Source organism: Brevibacillus sp. AG (assembly GCF_028369215.1).
GTDB lineage: Bacteria > Bacillota > Bacilli > Brevibacillales > Brevibacillaceae > Brevibacillus > Brevibacillus porteri.
On record NZ_JAQMYO010000003.1, the window covers coordinates 196,032 to 217,200 of the forward strand.

At 47.8% G+C, this 21,169-nt stretch carries 17 protein-coding genes; 5 read left to right on the plus strand and 12 right to left on the minus strand.

What is annotated here, in order from left to right; genetic code table 11:
* Nucleotides 1-4 precede the first annotated feature (4 nt).
* Complete coding sequence (locus POF51_RS09900; RefSeq protein WP_069846951.1) at nt 5-1,756, minus strand: ABC transporter ATP-binding protein; 1,752 nt, start codon at nt 1,754-1,756, stop codon at nt 5-7.
* A gap of 399 nt (nt 1,757-2,155) precedes the next feature.
* On the opposite strand from POF51_RS09900, the gene POF51_RS09905 reads away from it, so the two are divergent.
* The gene (locus POF51_RS09905) at nt 2,156-3,514 is read left to right on the plus strand and encodes a TrkH family potassium uptake protein (protein WP_069846954.1); all 1,359 of its coding nucleotides are present in this window, start codon (nt 2,156-2,158) and stop codon (nt 3,512-3,514) included.
* A gap of 21 nt (nt 3,515-3,535) precedes the next feature.
* Here the strand turns inward: POF51_RS09905 and POF51_RS09910 are convergent, their stop codons facing one another.
* From POF51_RS09910 to POF51_RS09925, 4 genes are all read right to left on the minus strand, one after another.
* A complete protein-coding gene (locus POF51_RS09910) occupies nt 3,536-4,162 on the minus strand; it encodes a class I SAM-dependent methyltransferase (RefSeq protein WP_069846956.1) in 627 nt (208 codons plus the stop codon).
* 115 nt (nt 4,163-4,277) lie between these two features.
* On the minus strand, nt 4,278-4,985 hold the full coding sequence (locus POF51_RS09915; protein WP_069846959.1) for an alpha/beta hydrolase: 708 nt from the start codon (nt 4,983-4,985) through the stop codon (nt 4,278-4,280).
* 163 nt (nt 4,986-5,148) lie between these two features.
* Complete coding sequence (locus tag POF51_RS09920; RefSeq protein ID WP_017249956.1) at nt 5,149-6,561, minus strand: YfcC family protein; 1,413 nt, start codon at nt 6,559-6,561, stop codon at nt 5,149-5,151.
* A 30-nt stretch (nt 6,562-6,591) separates the two neighbouring features.
* Nucleotides 6,592-7,725: a M20 peptidase aminoacylase family protein gene (locus tag POF51_RS09925; protein WP_069846961.1), complete on the minus strand. Its 1,134-nt coding sequence runs from the start codon at nt 7,723-7,725 to the stop codon at nt 6,592-6,594.
* Nucleotides 7,726-7,943: 218 nt separating this feature from the next.
* On the opposite strand from POF51_RS09925, the gene POF51_RS09930 reads away from it, so the two are divergent.
* Nucleotides 7,944-10,040 (plus strand): sigma-54 interaction domain-containing protein, encoded by a 2,097-nt coding sequence (locus tag POF51_RS09930; protein ID WP_271755316.1) that lies wholly within the window; start codon nt 7,944-7,946, stop codon nt 10,038-10,040.
* Nucleotides 10,041-10,542: 502 nt separating this feature from the next.
* Here the strand turns inward: POF51_RS09930 and POF51_RS09935 are convergent.
* The 3 genes from POF51_RS09935 to POF51_RS09945 form a co-directional block, all read right to left on the minus strand.
* Nucleotides 10,543-11,037, minus strand: a complete 495-nt coding sequence (locus POF51_RS09935) for a GNAT family N-acetyltransferase (RefSeq protein ID WP_069846965.1) — start codon at nt 11,035-11,037, stop codon at nt 10,543-10,545.
* Nucleotides 11,038-11,154: 117 nt separating this feature from the next.
* Complete coding sequence (locus POF51_RS09940) at nt 11,155-12,024, minus strand: AraC family transcriptional regulator (RefSeq protein ID WP_017249952.1); 870 nt, start codon at nt 12,022-12,024, stop codon at nt 11,155-11,157.
* Nucleotides 12,025-12,107: 83 nt separating this feature from the next.
* Entirely contained in the window at nt 12,108-13,091 is a 984-nt protein-coding gene (locus tag POF51_RS09945) for a LacI family DNA-binding transcriptional regulator (RefSeq protein WP_069846968.1), read from the minus strand.
* A gap of 121 nt (nt 13,092-13,212) precedes the next feature.
* Between POF51_RS09945 and POF51_RS09950 the strand changes: the two genes are divergently transcribed.
* The 3 genes from POF51_RS09950 (at nt 13,213) to POF51_RS09960 (ending at nt 15,398) form a co-directional block, all read left to right on the plus strand.
* Complete coding sequence (locus POF51_RS09950; protein ID WP_017249950.1) at nt 13,213-13,842, plus strand: YczE/YyaS/YitT family protein; 630 nt, start codon at nt 13,213-13,215, stop codon at nt 13,840-13,842.
* 13 nt (nt 13,843-13,855) lie between these two features.
* Entirely contained in the window at nt 13,856-14,581 is a 726-nt protein-coding gene (locus POF51_RS09955; RefSeq protein ID WP_271755317.1) for a hypothetical protein, read from the plus strand.
* A gap of 130 nt (nt 14,582-14,711) precedes the next feature.
* Nucleotides 14,712-15,398 (plus strand): class I SAM-dependent methyltransferase, encoded by a 687-nt coding sequence (locus tag POF51_RS09960; RefSeq protein ID WP_271755318.1) that lies wholly within the window; start codon nt 14,712-14,714, stop codon nt 15,396-15,398.
* A gap of 61 nt (nt 15,399-15,459) precedes the next feature.
* Here the strand turns inward: POF51_RS09960 and POF51_RS09965 are convergent, their stop codons facing one another.
* From POF51_RS09965 to POF51_RS09980, 4 genes are all read right to left on the minus strand, one after another.
* The gene (locus tag POF51_RS09965) at nt 15,460-16,863 is read right to left on the minus strand and encodes a M20 family metallopeptidase (RefSeq protein ID WP_069846975.1); all 1,404 of its coding nucleotides are present in this window, start codon (nt 16,861-16,863) and stop codon (nt 15,460-15,462) included.
* A gap of 61 nt (nt 16,864-16,924) precedes the next feature.
* A complete protein-coding gene (locus POF51_RS09970; RefSeq protein WP_069846977.1) occupies nt 16,925-18,184 on the minus strand; it encodes an amidohydrolase in 1,260 nt (419 codons plus the stop codon).
* Between the two features lie 742 nt (nt 18,185-18,926).
* The gene (locus tag POF51_RS09975; RefSeq protein ID WP_106833781.1) at nt 18,927-20,231 is read right to left on the minus strand and encodes a hypothetical protein; all 1,305 of its coding nucleotides are present in this window, start codon (nt 20,229-20,231) and stop codon (nt 18,927-18,929) included.
* Between the two features lie 95 nt (nt 20,232-20,326).
* Nucleotides 20,327-21,142 carry an SDR family oxidoreductase gene (locus POF51_RS09980; protein WP_271755319.1) on the minus strand — a complete coding sequence of 272 codons (816 nt, stop codon included), beginning with the start codon at nt 21,140-21,142 and terminating at the stop codon, nt 20,327-20,329.
* Nucleotides 21,143-21,169 lie beyond the last annotated feature (27 nt).

The window sequence follows — 21,169 nt, forward strand, 5'->3', positions numbered from 1 at the left end:
TCATTCACCCGCTTTCTGTCAGCGTCGCTTCTATCTGCTGTTTCTCGAATTGTTCTTTATACCAACCGCCCAGCTCCAATAGCTGTGCATGTGTGCCTTCCTCGACGATTCGTCCTTCCTCTATGACGAGAATCCAATCTGCATGCTGGACGGCCGTTAAGCGATGTGTGGTGATCAGTGTTGTTTTGCCTGCACGCTCCCGGCGAATATTCGTGATCATCTCCGCTTCGGTTTTTCCATCCACCGCCGACATGGCATCATCGAGAATCAAGATTTCTGGATTAACCAAAAGAGCCCGAGCAATCGAGACCCGTTGTTTTTGACCGCCTGAAAGGGCTACACCTTTTTCACCAACAAGCGTTTGCAAGCCTTCGGGCAATAGTTGCACGTCCCGAGCAAATGCGGCCTGCTTCAACACTTCCTGTAATTGTTCTTCTGTTGCCTCGTTGTTCCCGAACAGGATGTTTTCGCGGACTGTCTTCGAGAACAGAATCTGCTCCTGCGGTACATAGCCGATCCAGCTCTTGATGTTATCCAGACTGATCTGTTCTAGCGCCTCTCCCGAAACACTGATGGCTCCCCGTCCTAACGGATATTCGCGAAGCAGCTGTCGCACCAGCGTGGATTTTCCGCTTCCCGTACGCCCGACGATTCCTAGCGTCTGACCCCGACCAAGAGTAAAGGAGACCTCGCTTAATTGGTCAACATGCGCAGATGGATAGCGGAATGTCACAGAATCAAACCGAATGACTTCTGGTACTGCCACATGAACTGGTCTGTCGTGATCCGTCACATCTGCTTCGTAAGCCAATGTTTCAGTGACGCGATCCAGCGAGGCACTTCCTCTTTGCATCACATTGATCAATTCACCAATCGCAAACATCGGCCAAATCAGCATCCCGAGATAGACGTTGAACGAGACCAGCTCTCCCAGGGTCAGTTCTCTTTGAAACACGAGGTATCCACCGTAGATCAAGCCAATCATATAACTGATTCCAACCAATATTTTGACAGTTGGCTCAATCAGCGAATCGATTCTCGCCACATCGATATTTTTTTGATACACTTCATGTATTTTTTGGCGAAAGCGCTCCTGATCCGCCATCTCCTGTACGTAAGCTCGAATCACACGAACGCCAGAGACGGATTCCAAGACGCGGTCGTTCAGCTCGCCGAACGATGTTTGTGCGGTAGAAAAACGCTCGTGAATTTTTTTCCCATATTGCTTGATGATATAGGCCATGAACGGCAATGGAAGGATCGCTGCTAAGGTCAGCTTCCAACTGATCAAAAAGCCCATCGTCAGCACAATTGCCCCTGTAAAGGACAACGAGTCCACCATCGTCAAAATTCCGAAGCCTGTCGTCATCGAAACAGCCTTGAGGTCATTTGTCGCTCGCGCCATCAGATCACCGGTACGATTGCGCTGATAAAACGTTGGCGTCATCCGCAAAAAATGCGTCATGAGCTTCGACCGTAACGTCCGCTCCGCCAGAAACGCTCCTCCAAACAGCTGGCGAATCCAGATAAAATTGACCCAATAAATCGCGACAGACAATACACCGAAAAACAGCAAAATGGATACCAGCCGCTCGCCAGTCAGGGTCCCCAGGTGAATCTCATCAATAGCCACCCCGATGATTTTTGGAGGGATAATCTCCAGTAAGCCGCCCAGAATCAATAGCAGAATAGCGACCGTATAACGTTTCCAATGCTCCTTGAAAAACCAATCAAGCTTTGCCAAAACCGAGAACATCCGTGTTTCTCCCCTCTCTTTAGCTGGCTGGGTGACCTTTTTAGAGGACAAAAAAGACACATCGCCCGTGAGCAACATGCCTTTTCATCAACAAAAATAGAAAAGGCGCAAGTTACGAAATAGGTAACCTACGCCATGTTAACGAGATCAAAAAAACGATACTACGCTCGTATCAATGGTGGGGTTACGTCATGTATGCCCTTGTATGGATGACCCATGCGTACAATTCTTTTCATGACTAGCCCACCTTTCCATTAATATTTTGAATTTCCAATAAATACATTCTGAACTTTACCATTCTTGCTGATACATTGTCAACTGATCTTTTCCGCGCTTTTGCTTCCTTTCATTTATTTGGTATGATTATCCCCATGAAGCTCATTCAGGAGGCCATTTATTTTGTTATCTTCCAATCAAAAGCGACGATTGACATCTGTTCAAATCATCGTGTTCGCCTACGTTGGGCTCATCCTGATCTCAGCGTTTCTTCTGTCATTGCCATTTTTTCACTTGCCGGGAGTCTCTCTTTCTTTTATTGACGCTTTGTTTACCGCGGCGAGTGCCATCAGCGTTACGGGGCTTACTGTCATTACGATTCATGAAGTTTTCAACCAGTGGGGGATTCTCTTTCTTACGTTGCTCTTCCAGGTTGGCGGGGTCGGAATCATGACACTCGGAACGTTCATCTGGATCCTCATGGGTCAAAAAATCGGTCTGGAACAGCGCATCTGGATCGCGACGGACCACAACCGCTCCACGTTGTCCGGTCTAGTCGACTTGATGCGCAATATTCTCGTGATTGCGCTCATAATCGAGCTGGTGGGAACCGTCCTGTTAGGCAGTCATTTTATTTATGCCGGCTATTACGACGACTGGTACACCGCGTTCTACCACGGTTACTTTGCTTCTGTCAGTGCTTTTACGAATGCCGGGTTTGACCTGCACGGAAACTCCATGCTCGACTTTACCCACGATTACGTGTTTCAGACCATCGTGATGATCTTGATTATTTGTGGAGCGATCGGGTTTCCCGTACTCGTGGAGCTGAGAACGTACTTTTCCTATCGCCGTGCAAAAGTGCGTTTCACCTTTTCGCTCTTCTCCAAGATTACGACACTGACGTTCTTTTCCTTGATCGCCGTTGGCGCCCTGCTCATTTTCATTTTTGAGCGAAATCAGTTTTTGGCCGATAAGACCTGGCATGAAATGCTGTTCTATTCGTTGTTCCACTCCGTCTCTTCGCGTAGTGGCGGCTTGGCTACGATGGATATCAGCCTCTTGTCGACCGCGACACTCATCATGCTCTCCGGGATGATGTTCATTGGCGCCTCCCCGAGCAGCGTGGGCGGGGGGATACGGACCACGACGTTTTTCGTCCTGATTGCCTCGGTTTTTGCCAACATGCGTGGCTACAAGGAAGTAAAGGTGTTCGGAAGAGAGCTGGTTGATGAGGACATTCAGCGCTCCTTCATCGTCTTTTTCATCGCAATCATCCTGGTGTTCACAGCGGTCATGCTGCTCGTCTGGCTGGAGGATTTACCTTTCCAGCACGTCTTGTTCGAGGTCTGCTCTGCTTTCGGTACGACCGGATTGTCTACCGGGATTACAGCTCAGATGGGCGTAGGCGGCAAGCTCATCCTGATTATTACGATGATGATCGGACGTATCGGGATTATCAATTTGCTCCTCTTCTTGAAGCGCAATGACCGGATCGTACGCTATCATTATCCGAAAGAACGCATCATCATTGGTCAATAGAGGAAAGGAAATCCCCCAAAGCTATGTAGCCGTTGGGGGATTTTTTTCTAGAATCAAAAAGCTTGCAGAAGACAGGTCTGGGTATTTCTGTTCAATCTTTCGCGTAACGGAGAAATCGTTGTACTTTTTCAAGTAGTGCAAGATGTCTCGGTCTTTGATCATATCGACGACTTGCGACTCTGTCCCATCCGTTACCTTCGTGTAGAGAATGACATGCTTTTTGGCGCAAGAAAAGATGTCATCCAATGTTTTCTCGAAGTCTTCCTCATCGATAATGTGATACAGCACATCCAGGCAAACGACCAGATCACTTTTCAAGTATCCTTGATTGTAAAAGGATTTCGGATGGTATAAAAGAAAGCTTTTCGACGAATCCTTCCCAAACATTCTGGCACACATCTGTACCGAAGTCGGTGAAATGTCCAACCCTAAGTAATTGGCATATTTCATAAAGAGAAGTTGATTGCCGTCTCCGCAGCCAAATTCAATGACGCTTTTCACTTGCTGCTCCTTGATGTATTCATTGATGACTTCTGCTTTAAAAAGAGCTAGCACGCCATAGGAGCCAAGTCCAGAATTTCCACCCGAAGCGTAATTATCCTCCCAGTATTTCCGATAATCAAAAGCGGATTGATTTTCCGTACTCATGGTGAGCTTCCCCACTTTCTGCCTTCGAAAATGATGTGTCGTTGCACAGTTTATGCGCGTGAAGAATTTTAATGAAAGGCGATGTTTTAAAACAATGTTTGAAATTAAATTATCATTAAACGTAAATATGTTTTTTCAGCCATTGTCTGAAATACTGCAACTGTTCCTCAGAATGGAAATAGTGTTCTCCATTCTCCATTACTTGCAAATTACAGTTAAAACGTTTATTAAATTCAGATACAACGTCAAACTCACATAAGTTATCTTCTGAACCATAGAGAATGGAAGTTGGATTATTCCAAGCAACAATAGGATGTTCTTTCACATAACAGTAGTAATCCCAATAGAGAGTTTGTCCAATAGGTGTAGAAATTTCTTTCTCTATTTTTAGTCTACTCTCACTTACGTTAAACCATGTCATCATATTATTTATGATACGTTCCATATTTACCACAGGAGAGAGAAACAAACACTGCTTCAACGGCTCATGGCTATATTCTAATAGGCTAAAATATGCTCCCATGCTACAAGCAAAAATGCTTATATTATTTGATAACGATTTTGCATAGGTCATAATTGTATTAAGGTCTTGAACACAGTTTTGAACTTTGCAAAGATAAGTATCATCCTTACGGTCACCATGTTGAGGTAAATCAAAACTAAGCACTTGATAACCTAGTGCTGTTGCTTCTTCTGCAAATACAATAATCGAGTCATCTGCCTTATTTGACATGTTACCATGCACCACCACAAATAACTTATCTGATTTGTCACCCCACAAAATCGCTGGAATGTTTTCTATTTTAAAATTATTTTTTATCATTACAATTTATCCTCCATAAATATAAATAATTCGTCATTCCAAATGTAAAAAAAGCAAAATCCCAGAATGCCGTAAAATCAACATTCTGGGGTTTTTCATTTCAGTGCAATTTACTCTAAAATGGACTTTTTGGACAGCCTCTTCCTTGTCATTGAATGTCGACTTAATACGGGCCCCAGTTAATCAATACCCCGATAACGATAAACACGATGGAGAGAGCTGTCCATACCGCTGTGAGCGGAAGCATGAACTTCAGCCACTTGCCGTAGGAAATGCCACTCATCGCCAAAATACTCATCAGAACACCTGAGGTCGGATTAATGCAGTTGACCACACCTTCTCCGAGCATTAGAGCCTCTACTGCCACTTGGCGCGTAATGCCCATCAGGTCAGACAATGGTGCCAACAACGGCATCAGCATAACGGCTTCACCTGAACCGGACGAAATCAAGAAGTGCAGCCCGGCGCTTCCGAGGAACATCCCAATTGCACCTGCCATCGGTGACAGCGGCTCCAGAATGGTAGCAAGCCCGTACACGATGGTATCAAGGAACTTCCCATCTTCCAAAATGACCGTGATCGCACGTGCCATACCGACAATCAAAGCCCCATAAATCAAGCCCTGACAGCCCTTTAAGAATGTTTTGGCAATATCGTTGCCGCTCATCTTGTTGAGCAAGCCTACTCCGATCGCAATGAAAATAAAGATTCCGGACATCTCGTTTACGTCCCATTTGAACAAGATCGTGCAGACGATAAAACCAATCAGAACGATCCCCGTAAACGCCAAGATCAATTTGTGACGGGTTGTAAAATCAACATTTTTCGTGTCTGCTTCCATCGTGGTTGAGCCACTATCTGAAGGAAAGAGCTCGTCCCCCAAGATACTCTTGTTTTGACGAACCTTCCGCGCATAACGCCCGATGTACAGAATGGTTACGATCACAAACGTAACATAAATGATGGTACGGTAGCCGATACCTGAAAACAGCGGCAGCTCCGCAATTTGTTGGGACAAGCCCAGCGTTCCTGGAAAGGCAATTGTCGTATTGAATCCGGCATACACACCCAAATAAATCAGAGCCACACCGAAGATCGCATCCATTTTCATCGCTCTCGCAATCATGATGCCAAGCGGAACGAAAGCAATGACGGAGTTGACGATGACACCCAACGTACCCAATACGGAAAAGACGGAGGTGATCAAAATAACCAGCAGCCACTCTCGATTTCCTAATTTTCGTACCATAGTCAGAATCGCTGCGTTGAGTGCACCTGTCTTATCCAAAACAGCTAAAGCACCGCCTGTGAACAAAACGAGGAAGATGATCGGCGCGCCTTTGACCATACCTGTCTGGATCGCGGTAAAAAACTCGATAAAGCCCGTAGGATTCGGCTCCACCGCATGATAGCTGCCCGGGACAACCGTCGTCACATTGCCGTTTTTTACACGGTCAAATTCTCCTGTCGGGACCACATAGGTAGCCAACGCACATAGAAGTAAGATGCAAAACAAAAGGACATAGGCGTCTAGCCGAAATAAGCTTTTCTTTTTTAGTTGCTTGCTCTCTGTCATAAGGTAACCCCCTGCGTGTGTAGCGCTTCTCTAAGAATGTTGGGCAGCTTCATAAATCGCAGCTGTCATGATTTTTGCCCCATAAATCAAGGCATCCGTCTGAAAAGTCATCTGTGGATGATGCAAGACTGGCGTGAGCCCACATCCCAGACCAATCATCGTCGTAGCCAGCTCTGGGCGGTGAATCGCGTAAAAATGGAAGTCCTCTCCGCCTGGCGTCACACATGTATCGGCAATGTTGTCCTCACCCAATACTTGCCCAATTGCCTTTTTAGCTACTTGGATCATGTTCGCATTGGCGACCGCAGCCGGTGTGACTCCCGACCATTCCCACTCCACATCCATGCCCATCAAAGCCCCAGTCTGACTCATGGCATGCTCGGTCTTTCTCCGCAATTCTGCCATGCCTTCATTGGACTGTGCACGTACATCGAGGCTAAAGGTCGCTCGATCAGGAATGACGTTCACCGTTTCTCCCCCTGCTTGCAATTGGGTCATCTTCACGGAAAAAGAGCATCCATCTTGCAGGCGAATGTTTTGCAACGCAATAACCAAAAACGAAGCGGCTTCGATAACATTTTTCCCGAGCGCCGGACGTGCTCCGTGTGCTTGCAGACCTGTAATCGTCCCTTTGATGGAGCTGGATGATCCATGCAAAATCGCCGGAGCAGCGCTACCATATGGCACTTCCATTTCTGGACGCAGATGAACGCCGATCAGCTTTGTCACGCCTTCCAGGGCGCCATCCTTCATCATCTGCAAGGCTCCGCCCATTTTCTCTTCAGCAGGCTGGAACAGAAAGCGCATCGTTTTCGGCGGTACCACTCCGCTTGCTTGAATCGCAAGGGCGCTGTAGAGAGCCAGTGTCGAGTGAGCATCGTGTCCGCATGAGTGATTCGGTCTCACTACGCCGTCCACTTCCTGCACGAGTGCATCCATATCCGCGCGCAAAGCCACGATTTCAGCACTCTCTCCAGGAATCTCTGCATAAAAGCCGTGATGCCCTTCGAAGCATGTGACGGCAATTCCGGCCGCCTCCAAGCGTTCCCGCAAATATCTCGCCGTTTTTTCCTCGTGCCAGCTCGGCTCCGCCAATTGATGCAACTCTTTGTATGTTCGCACTATTTCGTCGCGATGCTCGTCCATATATAAGAACGGATTCATCCGATCCATCATCCTCCCTGATGTCTTCTCTAGTATCTCTCTTTGCTCTACCGGATGTATAGCAAGAATTGTGCCAAAACTATATTATTATAAAAGTTAAGCATTTCTGAACAATTTCGGATTTTTAGGTTATAATATAGGTTGTTTTTTACAGATATTTAATCCAATATTTCCACCTAAATAAAAAAGCTATTCGGCAGATAAAAAGGAGTCGCATCATGATCAAACAGAACCCATGCATCTTGTTGATGACCCGACTAGAGACGATCAGCCTGCTGTTTGCAAACACGCTCACGTCTTTTTTCGGCAACCGCTTGGACATCATTCGAAACCATATGCAAGAACGGCTTCATCCGAGTGTGTACGATGAAGTTGATCTCATCCTCGTTTCAGACATGAGTCTCTTGCACGATCAGCCAGTTCCTCCGTCAGACATCCCCGTGCTGCTAGCAAGGCGCACGATTGACATTAACAAATTGGATCAACTCATGGATTTGCCGCCAGGAACGCGCTGTCTATTTGTTTCCAACTCCATCGAAATGGTAGAAGGCGCGATTGAGCTATTGTTTCATCTCGGATTCTCTCATCTGACATTTGTGCCGTACGTACCCGATACCGAGACTCCGCTTCCTGAAAAAGATCAAATCGATGTTGCTGTCTGTCATGGACTCAGGGAGCTAATTCCTGCTCTTTTTGAAAACGTCATTGAGTTGGGGCACCGCCCTTTGGATTTGACGACGATCTTTGATATTTCGCGTCTACTTGATCTTTCTCCGGATAAGGCAAACCTGTACACGGCTGACTTCATCAGCGATTTCGTCCATATCGGGCGCAAGCTGACCAACTCGGTACACAATGAGCGGAAGCTGAATGAAAAGCTGAGCTCCATTTTAAATGCCGTTCATGAAGGCATCATTGGCACAGATGCCACAGGGAAGATCACTGTGCTGAACAAAGAAGCCGAGAAAATTTTGCATATGACTGAAACCACTTGCATCGGGCGAAATGTAGCGGAGGTCATTCCCGAATTTCTAATTCTGGAAGTAGTAGAATCACACATGGAAGTAACGAAGCAGGTATTGGAATTCCGCGATTTGTACCTCTTGGTGACCAAGATTCCCACGTTCTTGGATGATCAGTTTCTAGGCGCGGTCATTACTTTTCAGGACGTGACAAAGGTACAGCAGATCGAACAGGAAATACGGACGAAGAGTGCCAATCTCGGACTGATGACCAAGTATTCGTTTGACAGTATCATCGGCAAAAGCCCGTCCATTCAGGCCAACAAACGAGTAGCGACCAAGCTGGCCGAAAGCGATTTTACGATTCTCATCACAGGGGAAAACGGAACCGGGAAGGAAGTTTTTGCCCAAGCCATCCATCAACACTCGACGCGCCGTGACGGTCCGTTCGTCCCCGTCAATTTTGCAGGGCTGACCGAGAGCTTGGTAGAGAGCGAATTGTTCGGGTACGAGGAAGGTTCTTTTACAGGAGCGCGAAAAGGCGGAAAGATGGGGCTATTCGAGCTGGCTCACAACGGGACCATTTTTCTGGACGAGATTGGGGACGCCCCGCTTAGCATCCAGGCGTCACTGCTTCGAGTTCTCCAGGAAAAGCAGGTCATGCGCGTAGGGGGCTATCGCGTCATTCCAGTCAATGTCCGCGTCATCGCCGCTACCAATTGCAACCTGATGGAAATGGTCAAAAAAGGGACATTTCGCGAGGATTTGTACTACAGGCTGAACGTCCTGCCACTGCACATTCAGCCCCTGCGTGATCGTCCCGATGATATTTTGGTGCTGATCGATTATTTCTTGCAGAAAAAAAAGCAGCGTCTATCCTTCTCACGGGAAGTGACGGAACAGCTACTCCGTTACGATTGGCCAGGCAATATTCGCGAGCTGGAAAATTTCATTCACTATGCAGTCGTCATCGCTGAGGGGAATCAGGTGGAGTTAGCTCATTTGCCGGAGCGTTTTTTTACGGGGCATGTCTCTACTCCGCCCCTTCTCTCTCACCGGGATGATACGCTGGAAGATACGATCCGGTATTTGTCCAGGCACGGCTCCTTGAGAGATTACGCAGCGATCCTGCAAGTACTGTCCGACTGCTACAAGCGGCAGGAGCGTATTGGACGCAGTGCCCTGCTCGCAAGAATGGAGAGTCCCTCCATGACTGAAGCCCAAATCAGGCACAAGCTGACCGCACTGGACCGTGCTGGATGTGTCTCCATCGGCGTTAAGAAGCAAGGGACGCAGATTACTGCTTTTGGGCAGCAGGTGTTGACGGCTTTGCTGATTATGGAAAAGGGATAATTATAGTTGTCTTCCAACAGATGTGGAGCCCGAAGCCCTACCACATGTTTTCCAGTCGCCTGTATCCTCTCTTCGTTCGGGCGGTCTCCTTCCAAACATGTGGCAGGACTTCTTTACAGCAGTGTTATCATTTATGTCTTAAATCGTTTTGTATGTCAGTGCAAAGTAGCTTACTTACTACAACTTCTCGAATCACTTTCAAGGTCTTGACCAAAGCCACTTAGGAAGAAGTGCATTTCCAGTCCAAGCGCCTCTGGAGCCCTACCCAGCGTAGAAATGAATAACGGGGAATTTCAGCTTTTATTACATACAAAAACGCATTCGATTTCTGGTTTGAAGCGCTCCCGATCTTCATTTCGGAGCGGACAGCAACAGCCCTCAGCAGGGCGTAGGCCGAAGCGTAGACTGGAAATGCACTTCTTCCTTCCACTACACCATCGATACCAGCCTATAAAAAAAAGCGGCAAGGCTTTTAGCTCCTCCGCTTTTTTCATGAATCCACCTAAGTAGTCACGATGGACGACTCTATTTTTTCTGGTTGAATGATAGGCAAAATTGGTAGCTCCATCAAATTCCGATGCTTGCCCGGCCCGTAGTAATCCTGCTCAGCATGAGCGAGACGGAAGCCATAGGCAGACAGCGCGCGAATAGAGGATGCGTTCGTTTCACTCACCGTGACCTGCACGGTGCGAAGTGTCGGGAATTGGCGCAGGGCTTGCAGTCTGGCTTCGATTAGCCGTTTGCCAATGCCTTGGCCTTGAAACTCCTTGCTCACATTGCTGAACAGAAGCCAGCCAGTCGACTGGTACATATCAATTCCGGCGCAGCTAAAACCGATGAGCTGGCCGTTATAGGTCGCCTTGAAAATCAGCTCAGGAAACAGCTCCATATATTTTTTCAGCTCATGCAAGTTCATTCGATCGGGTAATGTCATATCCGCCAACGTAATCATTTCCGCAAAATCATCTCTTACGACGCGCTCAATCTGCACTTCCACCCTACCCGCCTCCTGTACATTCGCTCTTACATTTACACTGTAGCAAACGGGTATAAAGCTGGAATGGATGTCGTGTGAAAGTACTGTAAAATTCATTGCGACCGGCTGAACAAACGTCTATAGGAGCGGAATGTAGATAGCTATTTTCATCGCCTCAGGAAAGCTCGAACCCCTCACGTCTGTCACTTCAAAATCAGGTCCCTCGCCTCTCTCATAATTCGATTGAGGCAACCATGTTCCGTAAATGTAGCGACGTGTGTTTTGCACGAGGTCGGCATCACCCGTCACTTTGAATTCCGCGTATTTTCCGCCAGGCAAGACGAGTGAAAGAAAGCCTTCAGGCAATTCATCAGGAACACGATGCACAGCCTCCCCGATCACAAAAGAAAAGCTCCCGTCATCTTCAAATTCGCAGGCGATTCCGTACGACATATCTTCTGCCGCTTTATTCGGAATCCGCAAATAGTCTTGATTACGGCCGAATTCATAATAAAAGCCTGGAATGTCCTTAAACTGCTGCTCATCCTGTAAACTCGTCCGGAACCTGCGCCCAATGATACAAATGTCATCCAATGTCGCGATGGTTGGTTTGTTCATCGTGATCTCTCCTTTGATCGTTTGGCGAAAGGCCAAGAAGTCCATCTTGGCTAGATAAGGAAGCGAGTGATTTTCTTTGCGGTACCTTCCAGGTGTAATCCCGAACTGCTTCTCAAAAGCGCGTGTCAGTGCCTCCTGCGACTGGTATTGATAGGCCACAGCAATTTCGAGCACATTGTCACTTGTCTGTTTTAGCGCAAGTGCAGCTTCCGATAGCCTGCGCTTGCGAATGTACGCCTGTACGCTGAAGCCTGAGATTGCCTGAAACAGCCGCTGAAAATGAAACGCAGAGAAATGCGCTTGAGAAGCAATTTCTGTGATGTTCATTTCTTCCTGAAGATGCTCTTCCACATAATCAATCGCGTCCTGAATCCGCTTGTACGTGTCCATCTTTGACTTCCTTCACCTATTTTTTCTTTAGTATGCAGGAGATCACTGGCGTTTTTTTGATCAACTGTGCTATCTTTCAAGCTTTACGTCGTCAATCGCTCTACCAAAACGGGTGACAGTTCCTTCTCTTCCTTTTTCCCAACCAGCTGCTGTGTCCAAATCCGCTCATGCAGCATCTCAAATGCGTATTTTCCCATCAACGTACTGGAGCTGGATACAGTGGTGATCTCTAGCAATTCTCCGATTGGCTGATCATCACAACCGACTACGGCTAAGTCTTCCGGTACGCTAATCCCCAACCTACTCGCTTCTTTGATAATCCCTGCCGCTATATGATTGCACGATACGATCATTGCTGTCGGCCGCTCTTCTGTTTGCAGCAATTTCCCCACGACATCCTTGCCGTCTTGGATCGTTAAACACTCTTCAAACGACCACTCAGCAGAGGGTGTTACGTCAATCGAACACAGCTTTTCGTAATAGGCACGTTTGCGATGCTGACTGTTAAAGCTGTTTTTTCTGCCGATGCAATACCCGATCCGGCGATGCCCCTTCTTCATCAGATACTCCATCCCGATCAGAAACGTTTGATAGTGGTCGATATGAACACTCGAAACAGAGGTAGTATCATTTGCTTCACACGTGATGATAGGTCCGTATCCTGCATATTCATTGAGCGTTTCGCAAGAGCTGGACCTGGAGCACATGATTAGCCCGTCGATTTTTTTATTTTTGAGCAAGTGTAAGACACTGCGTTCTTGCTCGGGGTTGTTATTTGTTTGGCACACCATCAGCTTGTAATGATGCTGGACTGCTTCTGCTGCAATGCCTTCGATAATGGAGCTGTAATATTGGTTGTTGACGAGAGGTAATGTCACACCGATGACCATCGTTTTTCCGGTAGAGAGGTGGACTGCATTACTGTTTTGAACATAATTTTGTTCTTCAATAATCTTGAGAATCTCCGCGCGTTTTTTCTCGTTCACGTACGGATGGTTGTTAAGCACACGGGAAACGGTTGAAACGGATACACCTGCCAATTTCGCGATTTCTCTTATGTTAGCCACTCAGATTACTCCTCTAAGTCGGATCAGTAATTATTACATACATCAAAACACATTCCGCTTGCTCTGAAAAGCGTTCCACATATTATGCTCTCCTTATGTAGAATGAAAGGAGTCGTGTTTTGTGATTCGCTTAAAATTTGAATATCTCTTGTTTATCGTAGGCTTATTGATATTGGCGCTCGGGATCAACATGATGACGACCATTACATCCTTTGGTCTTAGCCCGTATGATTCTCTGTTTATTGCCCTGTATCAAAACTTCGGGGTATCGATTGGCTTCTGGATGTTTGCCATTAACCTGACCTTTGTCATCATCGTCCTTTTCATGGATCGCAGTTACATTACTTTCGGTGCCATTTTGGTCATGGTGCTAATCTCCCTCTTTGTCGATATGATCGGGTCCATCGATGCGCTTATGGCTGCTATCCGTACATTGCCGCCGCTTCTGACCATGGCACTCGGAAACATTTGCATCGGTAGTGGTATCGGGTTGTATGTGTGTACGCAAGTGTGCACAGCTCCCCAAGAGGCATTTGTACTGGTGATGTCGAAAAGATTAAAGTGGACATTCAGACGGACAGAAATTTTGCTGGCGTGCATGTTTCTTAGCGCAAGCTTCCTGCTAGATGGCCCGATTTATTACGGAACAGTCGTGCTGTCGTTTACGACTGGCTACATTATTCAAGCAGCAATTAACGTCGGGAATAAGATGCTCCGTCTCGTCAATCAAACGAAGGGGGCGGAGGCATAATAGGAGGAAAGCCTTGAGAAATTTTCGACCAAAAGTTGTGTGTTCCCTTGCAGTGAGCCTGTTTCTATTGCTTGTCGGTTGCTCCTCTTCTACTGGTCTCGTAAAAGCTAGCGGAGAAGTTTTTGCCCAGAGCGAAATTCACAGACTGACCCAAGATCCTGAAAACGTGACGCATTACCGGCCGATGCGTATTCAGGAAATGACACCGCAATTGCCTTCGTCTCTCCAAAGCAGAATCAAGCTCGTGGATAAAACGAAGCTGCCTTTTCCTGTCGAAAAAGAGATGGCCTATCTCGTCTCATTCTCTTCAGGCCCCGAAAAAGAAACGCGACACCAACTACAGCTGACATACTCGCAGGATAACGAAGCTCCTATTACGGAAAACTTCTTCATCGTACGTATGACAGAGACAGATGAAAATCCCTTGGCCCATGTAAAGCCATCTGCTTCTGGACTGGATTCGTTTGGGAACGTCATGCGCGTTGAGCCACTGACCGACGATATCACTTTCTATCATCATATCATCACGACGAACAGCTCTTATGTGTATAACTTTTACAAGTACGATGATGAAAATCAGGCAGTAAATCTAATCGTCACAAACGCCCATGAGATGGAGTTCTATGATCAAGGAATCTTGTATCATCTCGCGTACCACACCGGAAGCACTCAACTGGACCCTACCCTTCATGATCAGATGGTAGCGCTGGCGAAGGATTTCATTTCTGTCCGTTCCTAAATGAAAAAGAAGGATTCCCCTGTAGGTCATACGACTGCGAGGCGGAATCCTTTTTTCTATCTCTTGACCTTCACGTGGCGTGAAGCTTTACGATATTTTCCAGTACGATCAAGGAACTGGAGGGTGAACAATGCCAAACCACGAACAAATTTATAAAAATCAAGCAGAACAGTACGATCTGATGATTTCTAGACAACCAAGTCTGCTCGCTGTCATCGAAGAAATCACTCCCATCAAAGGACAGGACGTGATCGATCTGGGAGCTGGCTCAGGAAGACTTACGTCTGTGCTCGCTCCTCATGCCAAGTCCATTCTGGCTCTCGATGCTTCTGCTGCCATGCTAGAAGTGAATGCGCAACAACTGACGCAAGCCGGTCTTACCAATTGGAAAACCAACGTAGCGGATCATCGAGAACTTCCCGTAGACGATAATAGTGCGGATGTCCTCGTAGCAGGGTGGACGGTTTGTTACCTCACCAGTTCTGAAGTTCTCAACAACGAGCTCCATCTTGAAAAGATCATTCAGGAGATGAAACGCGTGCTTCGTCCTGGTGGCACGATCGTCATCATGGAGACGATGGGGACTGGATATGAGACACCTCACCCACCCCACTTTCTTACGCAGTACTATTCCTTGTTGGAAACCAAATACGGCTTCTCTCACAAATGGATTCGCTTAGACTATCAGTTTAAAGACATAGCGGAAGCAGAACGGCTTTCACGGTTTTTCTTTGGAGATGAGCTTGCGGACAGAGTCGCTCGGGAAAAGCTGGTGACATTGCCGGAATGTGCAGGGGTATGGTGGCTGACTGTATGAATACAAAAAAGACGACCCCTGACCGTTCAGAAGTCGTCCGCTTGTTATTTCCAAGTGTCTCTTATTTTTTCACAGAAGGCATGACATCTGCTGGAATCGGGCACACATACGTTTGACCGCCCAGACGCTGTTTCAGCTCGGCTTTTGCCTGTTCAATCAGCTCCGGATGATTTAGCATGTCAATGGCTGTAGAAGCCATGACTTTCCCCGCATGCAGCATCCCTTTATGTGCCATGGATGTCGCCCCGAGAGACACCCATTGCCAAGAGTGCAGCGTGGAGCCATTCATATAGCACGCAGTCGTACATTGCGCGGTCGGCGCAATCCAGCTCACATCCCCTACATCTGTGGAGCCGTTCAGCGGGATTTTTGATCCGTCGAATGGATTGAGCCATGTCACCATGTCTGGAGCAGGCATGTCCGGTGACTGTTTTTCCGAAGTAGCGAGCTCCTGCTTGGACAGCGTCGCACGCATTTCTTTTGCCAATTGCAGTTCTGCTTCGTCATGCACAGGGACGCCCAACTCCTGGAAGTTTTTGTACATGACCTCTTCGAGCAGCTTGTTTTGTACGAGGTTCGAGCACGCTTTGTCGAATACGATCTCTACCTCGGTTTCGGTCATGAGCGCAGCGCCTTGCGCAATTTTGCATACGCGCTCGTAAATCTCCTGTACTTGATCAACCTTTGGCGCACGTACGAGATAGAGCACCTCTGCCTTTGGTTGAACCACATTTGGCGACAAGCCGCCGGAGTTCGTGATGGCATAGTGCACACGTGCTTCCGGGATAATGTGCTCACGCAAGTAGTTCACGCCGACGTTCATCAATTCCACTGCATCCAGTGCGCTTCGACCGAGATGTGGACTTGCTGCCGCATGGGCACTCTTCCCTTTGAACTTGAAGTAAATTTGATAGTTCGCGAGTGAATCGATGGACATGATGCTGTTATAGCCCATTGGGTGCCAGCAAAGTGCGAAGTCCACGTCGTCAAACAGTCCTGCTCGCGCCATGAACGCTTTCCCGGAACCGCCTTCTTCCCCTGGGCAGCCGTAGTAACGAACAGTCCCTGTCATGTTGTTCTCTTCCATGTACGCTTTCACTGCAACGGCTGCCGCAAGAGAAGCGGTACCAAGCAAGTTGTGTCCGCAGCCATGGCCGTTTGCGCCTGCTACGAGAGGCTCTTCTGTGGTTTGTCCTTTTTTCTGGCTCATGCCCGACAGAGCATCGAACTCTCCCAGAATCGCCACGATAGGATTGCCGCTGCCAAAACTTCCAATGAAAGCCGTTTTGATTCCGCCTACTCCGCGCTCAACCTCGAAGCCTTCTCCTTCGAGTGTTTGAGCCAGCAGTGCAGCAGATTGGTACTCTTCAAAACGCGTCTCCGCGAAATCCCAAATCTGGTCGCTCACCTTGATAAAGGCATCTCGTTTTTTCTCAATCATTTCTGCAATTCGTTTGGTATGCATTCGCAAACATCCTCTCTGCCCTCGTTGTCCACGTGCTTTTCCGCTCAGGTAGGAACGTTTTTTACGTCAGCAATCGTCTTGCAATTCGGTTCAAAAGCGCTACGCTGCGTGGCAAAATCTCTTCTTGTATATCGAACTTCGGATGGTGGTGAGGCGCTGGGATATCCGTACCGATTGCCATATACGTTCCTTTTCCGCCACGATCCTGAACGCGTTTAATCATAAAGCTGGCATCTTCACTGCCCATTGAGTTGTAATCGCCGTGCTTAAAGGAATGGAAGCCTTCTACCTGCTTGGCTTCTTCCAGTGCCAGCTCTGCCATCTCCACATCGTAATTGATCGGGATTGCTCCCCCGACGACTTCGATTTTGTAGTCGAGCTCATGCATAGCTGCACTGTGCGCGATGATGTTGCGTACGCGGTTTTCTACTTCTGCATTTACTTCTTCTGTAATGGAGCGAGTCTCCACAACCATCTTGGCATAAGCCGGAATGATATTCGCTGCTGTTCCGCCTTCTAGCACACCCACATTGATTCTCGTATCACCAGTGCTGAAGCGAGGAATCGCATGAATGTTCAACAGGGCGGTAGCCGCTCCGAGCAATGCATTTTTCCCTTGTTCTGGCGACGCACCAGCATGAGAAGAAACACCGTAGAAATGCGCCATCATTTTCGTAGTAGCCAAAAATCCATAGGAACCGCCGTGTACCTCACCCAGCGGCACATTGACACCCAAATGGTTGCAGAAAATATAGTCAACATCGTCCAAATGGCCTTTTTCCACAATCGCGTATGCACCGCGAACACCTTCTTCGGCTGGTTGGAAGATCAGTTTGAGCGTACCGGAAAAATCTCCTGCTGCAAGCACTTCTGCCAATCCCAAGCCAATCGTGGTATGGCCGTCGTGAGCGCAGGCATGCATGTTGCCTGCATAATGGGAGCGGAAGCCATTCGCTTGTGGAAAATGGTCTTGCTCCGTACTTTCCAATACAGGCAGTGCATCCATATCAAAACGAAAAGCAACCGTTGGTCCAGGTGCCTTCCCTTTCTTCACACCGATCACTGCTGTATAGCCACCGCGCATTTTTTCAACGATCGCCGAGTTTGCACCGTCACGCAAAGCTCTTTCATACGCTGCCTCAAGAGCCGCCTCAGAAGGCAAGCCCCGACGGGAATCTCCATCGATTGCTTCTTGTCCGTATATGACCTCATAGCCGAGGGACGTCAAAATCTCTACTACCTTGGAAGCGGTACGGAACTCCGTAAAACCCACCTCTGGATGTCTATGAAAATCTCTTCGCAACGAAACCAGATCCAACATCGTTCAATTCCTCCTGTTAACTCTGGAGCATGTCTTTTTCCACGCCCAGGTCCGATAGGCAAGCTCTAGAAATATGAGAAGACTGGCAAATGTAAACCCTTACAATATACGAATATTAAAAGACATTTTCGCTTAATTGAATTATATAGTTGCCTCTCTGTTTTTTCAATAGAAGTTGTTAGACTTCTTTAAAAATAGAAACTTTTCCCGGCTGTTGTGGTGGGGAGGAAACAGGAGAAAACGCTCAGCTTCTAGGGCCACCCCCCTGGGGGATTGACTGCACGACTCCATGCAAAAAGCGAAACCGCGTCCAAAGTGGTCCACTCAGGATGTATCTCAGAGGTGGACGCTTAAAGGCGTGTTTCGCTTTTTGTATGGAGTCTCGGTCGGTGTCCCTAAGATCTTCGCTTATTTCTCCTGTTTCCTCTACGAGCTTTCAGTGTGAATCCGATTTTTAAAAGCCCTAAAAGATTGAAGAATGTCAGCAGTTACGACAGAGAAGAATATTTCCAGACGTAGCGACTTGTGGAGTCCTACCGAGCGGAGAAGGGATTTGCGGGCAAAAGAAACGCAACGTGCTCCTACGTCGAAGCGGCTACCACTTTTGCGTTTCCCCGCAAATCCCTTCGGAGCGGGCAGTCTAACCCCCAGCAGGACAAAGCCTGGAGCCTAGACTGGAAATATTCTTCTCTTCACCGCAGCCCCATAATGAAAAAACACCCGAACATCACGTCGGGTGCCTTCATTTTTTAAGCTGATAAAGCTTCTTCGGTCGTCCACGTACAGCCTGCTGCTCTTCCCCGCTGAACTCGGCCAAATTCACTTCGCACAAGCTGCCCATGATTCGCTGTGCATTCCGTACCGTCATCGACAAATGCGAAGCGATATCCGTCGTCGAAAACGAATTCCAGCCCATACGCTGAACCAACGCACGCAGCTTATGATATGATTTGACACTTACATTGGCTCGGTTCAGCTTTTCCAACAGCTCGCGATCACTGGAGCGGAACGAATAGGCGAGCTCCTCTGTTTCTCCCACCGATTCCATCATGACGCCATTATCCTGTACGACGACAATGCCCGCCCCCGGTCGTTCTTTTGCGTGCTGGATTGCTTTTCGCGCATTGTTTTCCGCAGAAAAAGCTGTATCTCCAAAGCCCACACCTACTGCAACCGGAACCTCTGCCTCCAAAGAGAGCTGTTCCACTGTAAGTCGTAGCATTTCAATCTCTCGTTGAATCGCACCACGCGAGCTAAAAATCTGGTAGCGTCCGTTGCCATTTGCCAGCAGAGAGCCATCCAGCCTATCGCAGAGCGCAAGCAGAATTTGTCTGATCTTCAGCTCCAGATGCTGCAAGTAAAAGCGCGTGCTAGTCCGCTCGGGAATCTTGTCAAACTGCTCCAGCTCAATGATCTCTACCCCAATTTGTGTATCCTTGAAATAGGAGCTTTTCACCTTTTCAATGACGATTTTCATTGCCTGACGAATCTCCATTTTCGTCATCAGGACACGATAGACAGGAATGCCTTCCTCGCGCAGCGCATGTTCAACCACAGAAAATGTGGTGAACGCTCCTTGTGTCTTGCCTTCACGCCAGAGCGATACATGAAACTGCGTGATCGCATCCAAGTCAAAATTCTCGTCATACATACTGACATAAATCTCCTCGTCAGGTATGTCCAGCTCCGACATCGCCTCGCTCAAATGCAATCCTTCCGAGTCAATCATATCAATGGAGACACGGTTTACCGCAGTCTTTTGATCAATCGACATCTGGATGAAGCAACGATACAGATTCGAACCGTTCGGTGGGCAATACACGAGATTGGCATCCGGGCTGAGCACGTTTTTGGCGATGGTAAACGGAATCGGACCTGAGAAAAACCATCCGTTTAATTCTGGATGATGCTCCAGAACGATTTTACTCACGTCACGAACGTCCTCATAACGAAAAGGAACAAATTCGATCTCATGCTCAAACTCATTGGCAACCGCCAGTATCCGCTCCACCGAAGGAAACGGTCCTACAACACCGATTCTATACATAAGGGCGTTTTCTCCTACCTGGTCATGATCGACACCTTTTCCTCATTCATATCATGTGCCGTTCTCTTTGTCTACTGGATGCCAAGCATGCTGTACTACGCTTGCTCCATGATTTGCATAACCATTTGTTCGAGTGAAGCAGTGGGCTTGCCGATGATTCTCTCCAAATCCGTCCTCGTGCTGCTCGCATCAATTTGCATCAAGAAGCGATACAGCCAACTTTCTGCAACAGGGTCCTCCCGATGCCTGATAGATTTGCCTGTCTGTGCCGTCAACACTTCAGCCAGCTCTGCGAAATTCCAAGCTCGGGAAGCCGTAAGCTCGTAAGTCTGATTTTCGTGCCCCTCTGTGCTGATGACAGTGGCAGCAGCCAATGAAAGATCCTCGCGTGTCACTGTATGAAAGCTCCACTTGCCAGGGTATGTAAGGAGCTCTCCTGTTTCGATTGCCTGCTGAATACCAAATGCCGCAATCACATCACTGTAAAGTCCATTCCGCAGAAACGTATACGGTATCCCTGTCGTGCGAATGGCGTGTTCCGTTGCCATATGGAGATGCGTGAGCGAGATATTTGCTTTTTCCAAAAAGGCAAAGCTGGTATACACCACGTGAGTGATATTTGCTTTTTTCGCCGCTTCTATGACATGACTATGCTGTCGTACACGAACGGTATCATCAGTGTGTGGGCTGGAAATAAACAAAAGCTTCGTGCCGTCCGCAAAAGAGCGCTCCAGAGACAGAGGGTCATCATAATCCGCCTGTCTTACCTCAATTCCCAACTCTCTTAGCCGTGTCGCTTTGTCCAGTCGGCGCACACAGGCAATGAGGCGTTCTCTTTCCACCCTTTTCAAAAGCTGTTCGATAATCAAGCTCCCTAGTTTGCCCGTTGCTCCTGTGATGAGAATGGCCATGCTTTTGCTTTTACCCCCTTTTCCCCT

Excerpts from the sequence above, each read along its gene's own strand:
- POF51_RS09900 (WP_069846951.1), bottom strand. The coding sequence starts at position 1,756 with ATGTTCTCGGTTTTGGCAAAGCTTGATTGGTTTTTCAAGGAGCATTGG.
- POF51_RS09910 (WP_069846956.1), bottom strand. The coding sequence starts at position 4,162 with ATGAGTACGGAAAATCAATCCGCTTTTGATTATCGGAAATACTGGGAG.
- POF51_RS09915 (WP_069846959.1), bottom strand. The coding sequence starts at position 4,985 with ATGATAAAAAATAATTTTAAAATAGAAAACATTCCAGCGATTTTGTGG.
- POF51_RS09920 (WP_017249956.1), bottom strand. The coding sequence starts at position 6,561 with ATGACAGAGAGCAAGCAACTAAAAAAGAAAAGCTTATTTCGGCTAGAC.
- POF51_RS09925 (WP_069846961.1), bottom strand. The coding sequence starts at position 7,725 with ATGAATCCGTTCTTATATATGGACGAGCATCGCGACGAAATAGTGCGA.
- POF51_RS09930 (WP_271755316.1), top strand. The coding sequence starts at position 7,944 with ATGATCAAACAGAACCCATGCATCTTGTTGATGACCCGACTAGAGACG.
- POF51_RS09940 (WP_017249952.1), bottom strand. The coding sequence starts at position 12,024 with ATGGACACGTACAAGCGGATTCAGGACGCGATTGATTATGTGGAAGAG.
- POF51_RS09960 (WP_271755318.1), top strand. The coding sequence starts at position 14,712 with ATGCCAAACCACGAACAAATTTATAAAAATCAAGCAGAACAGTACGAT.
- POF51_RS09965 (WP_069846975.1), bottom strand. The coding sequence starts at position 16,863 with ATGCATACCAAACGAATTGCAGAAATGATTGAGAAAAAACGAGATGCC.
- POF51_RS09970 (WP_069846977.1), bottom strand. The coding sequence starts at position 18,184 with ATGTTGGATCTGGTTTCGTTGCGAAGAGATTTTCATAGACATCCAGAG.
- POF51_RS09975 (WP_106833781.1), bottom strand. The coding sequence starts at position 20,231 with ATGTATAGAATCGGTGTTGTAGGACCGTTTCCTTCGGTGGAGCGGATA.
- POF51_RS09980 (WP_271755319.1), bottom strand. The coding sequence starts at position 21,142 with ATGGCCATTCTCATCACAGGAGCAACGGGCAAACTAGGGAGCTTGATT.